Raw genomic sequence first — 2,112 nt, forward strand, 5'->3', positions numbered from 1 at the left:
CCCGGGCGCCCGGTGCGCGGTCACACCGCCCCCGGGCGCCCAATGCGCGGTCAGACCGCCGCCGACTCCGCGGAACGACGTGGCGCGACCGTCTCGTAGTCGGCCGTGTCGGCAGAGCGGGTCCGGCGCTGGTACTCGTGGACCAATCCGGGCCAGTTGGTGGTGACCCGTCCGGAATCCGCCTTGTACCAGGAGTCGCACCCGCTCCAGACCGAGTCGTCGAGGCGACGCAGGATCTCGGCGTCGTAGGTGTCGTCGACCTCGCTGCGCACCTCGAGGGCCGCGGGCCGCTCCGCGTGTGCCAGTTCCTCGACGATCTGCCGGATGTACCGGGCCTGCTGTTCCATCATGAGAATGATCGAGCTGCTGCCGAGGTTGGTGTTGGGGCCGTAGATCAGGAACATGTTGGGGAAACCCGGCACGGCCATCCCGAGGTACGCCCGTGCGCCCTCGCGCCACTGCTCGTGCAGATCCCGGCCCCCGCGCCCCCGCACGGTGATGGGCGCGAGGAACTCGGTGGCCTTGAAGCCGGTTCCGTAGACGATGACGTCGGCGGGGTGCAGCCGCCCGTCGGCGGTGACGATCCCGTCGGGGACGACCTCGGCGATGCCGTCGGTCACCACGTCGACGTCCGGCTGGGCGAGCGCGCGGTACCACTCGTTGCTGAACAGCATCCGTTTGCACCCGATCGGTTCCGTGGGGGTGAGTGCGGCGCGCAACTCCGGGTCCCGGACGGTCAGCCTGAGGTTGGCCTTGGCCAGCCCGCTGAGGATCCGCGCCAGTGGACGAGCGGAGGTCAGGGCCAGGCCGATGGCCTCCGTGGTCTCCCAGATGGCCCCGCGCATCGCGGAGACGAGGCCGGGGACACGGGCGAACGCGGTGTGATGCGCGTCGGTGTAGGCCCGGTCGGGCTTCGGCACCACCCACGGCGCCGAGCGTTGGTAGACCGTCACGTGGGACGCGGCCTCACGGATGCGGGGGACGAACTGGATCGCCGAGGCCCCGGTACCCAGAACCGCGACCCGCTTGCCGGTGAGATCCACGTCGTGGCGCCACCGGGCGGAGTGGAACGACGGGCCCGCGAACGTCTCCAGCCCCGGGACGTCCGGGTAGGCCGGCCGGGACAGCTGGCCGATCGCGGGGACCAGGACATCGGCCTCGAACGACTCGCCGGTGCTGGAGAGCACCGTCCACGTGGCGGTGTCCTCGTCGAAGGTGGCCGAGGTCACCTCGATCCCCGTGCGCACCTTGTCCCGTAGGCCGTACCGGTCCGCGGTCTCGTGGATGTAGGACAGGATGTCGGGCTGTTCGGCGTAGCGGCGGCCCCAGTCCGTCTTGCGGTGGAACGAGTAGGAGTACAGGTTCGACGGCACGTCACAGGCCGCTCCCGGGTAGGTGTTGTCCCGCCACACCCCGCCCACGTCGTCGGCCTTCTCCAGGATCGTCACGTCCGCGAGGTCGTCACGGGTGAGTTCGTAGGCGGCGCCGAGGCCACCGAATCCGGCGCCGATGATGAGGACGCGCGGGCGCCGTCGGGTGCTGCTCGCGGGGGAGGCGGAGGAAGTCATGGTGCGACCGTATTGCGTCGGACCGGCGTGGCCACAGACTTTCTCGGACGGATAATCCATAATTCCGGCCATGAGCACCTGGGACGACCCCGCGGTTCCGCACTGGGACTTCCCGCGTTCGGCCACCGGGGTCGGTGTACTCGTCGAGGCCGGCAGCACACTCGGTGTGGAGGCGGGGGCGATCCTGCGCGGGGTCGGTCTCCGCCCGGCCGAACTCGCGAACCCCGATCTGCTGGTCGCCCCGGCGCAGGAGTTGGCCGCGATCCGCAATCTGCGCGCAGCCGCGGGCGACCGTCCCGCCCTCGCCGCCGAGGTCGGGGCCGCCTACCGGTTGACGACCTTCGGGATCCTCGGATACGCCCTGCTGTCCAGCCCCACGCTCCGCGACGTGATCGCCGTGACCCTGCGCTTCATCGACCTCAGCTACATCTTCAGCACGTTCGGAGTGGAGTCGACCGGGGACCGGATCGTGGTCCGGCTGGGGGACGCGACCCTTCCGGAGGACGTCCGCGAGTTCCTGGTGGATCGGGATCTCTTCGCGATC

The 2,112-nt window shown here is 70.3% G+C and carries 2 protein-coding genes; one reads left to right on the plus strand and one right to left on the minus strand.

The window, feature by feature from the left end; translation table 11 throughout:
- Positions 1–50 precede the first annotated feature (50 nt).
- A complete protein-coding gene (locus G6017_RS10455) occupies positions 51–1,568 on the minus strand; it encodes a flavin-containing monooxygenase (protein ID WP_182617256.1) in 1,518 nt (505 codons plus the stop codon).
- 70 nt (positions 1,569–1,638) lie between these two features.
- Here G6017_RS10455 and G6017_RS10460 point away from each other — a divergent pair.
- Positions 1,639–2,112: AraC family transcriptional regulator ligand-binding domain-containing protein (locus G6017_RS10460; RefSeq protein ID WP_182617258.1), on the plus strand; the 474-nt coding region annotated here is incomplete at its 3' end.

It is taken from the genome of Dietzia sp. B44 (assembly GCF_014145245.1).
GTDB classification, from domain to species: domain Bacteria; phylum Actinomycetota; class Actinomycetes; order Mycobacteriales; family Mycobacteriaceae; genus Dietzia; species Dietzia natronolimnaea.

Coding starts and splice junctions, on each gene's coding strand:
- G6017_RS10455 (WP_182617256.1), bottom strand. CDS start 1,568: ATGACTTCCTCCGCCTCCCCCGCGAGCAGCACCCGACGGCGCCCGCGC.